This is a genomic window from Vibrio sp. 2134-1 (assembly GCF_033339495.1).
Window position 1 is genome coordinate 1 of record NZ_JAWOUS010000505.1, and the last position, 662, is coordinate 662.

1 protein-coding gene is annotated in these 662 nt (G+C 35.6%); it reads right to left on the bottom strand.

The window, feature by feature from the left end; translation table 11 throughout:
* Positions 1–307 precede the first annotated feature (307 nt).
* Positions 308–662 (bottom strand): hypothetical protein (locus tag R7R78_RS26910; RefSeq protein WP_225474707.1); only part of this gene is annotated, 355 nt, incomplete at its 5' end.

Here is a 662-nt window from a genome sequence, read left to right on the forward strand (position 1 = left end):
AGAAAGTGTTAATTTGAGGTTCGCCATTTTACCATTCAAAATTTGACACTTTGACAATCAAAACTGAGCTAGATGAAAAACCCAACACTTTGCGACACAATTAGCAATAACATTGATAAATGAGTGGTAACTCTCCTTATAACTCAAACGAAACTTCCCCGCACAAATAATTTCCCTTCAATTTAATTAATCCTTGTTAACTAAACGCATAACACCGTTGTAACCGGTTAAAAATAGTTGGCTAAAAATTTTTGTGAGGCACGAGCGAAGCCAACTGTTTTTGTTTGCGTTTAGGGCCTTGTTATGCTTAATAGCTCGGACAACTTATGTCCTCTTCGTTTTTTATCACTTTCTCGAACTTACCGAAAACGTAGCTTGGTATTAAGTCATCTATATGTATAACACCACTTGAATTAGATGCCCCTTCACCTCTTAGCGAAACAAGTATCCAGTGGTTATAGCCCCCTTTAACCCATCTCTTAATTACATATTCAATTCCATTGGATGTTTCATTTCTATCTACAGACAAAGTTACTGCACCCAATGCCGTTCCATTCATTTTGACGGTCGAGCCTTTTGAGCGATAGCATTTATAAATATAGCTTTTAACATTTTCATCTAATTTTACTAAAGGTACACCTGATTCATATCTTTCACTTTTA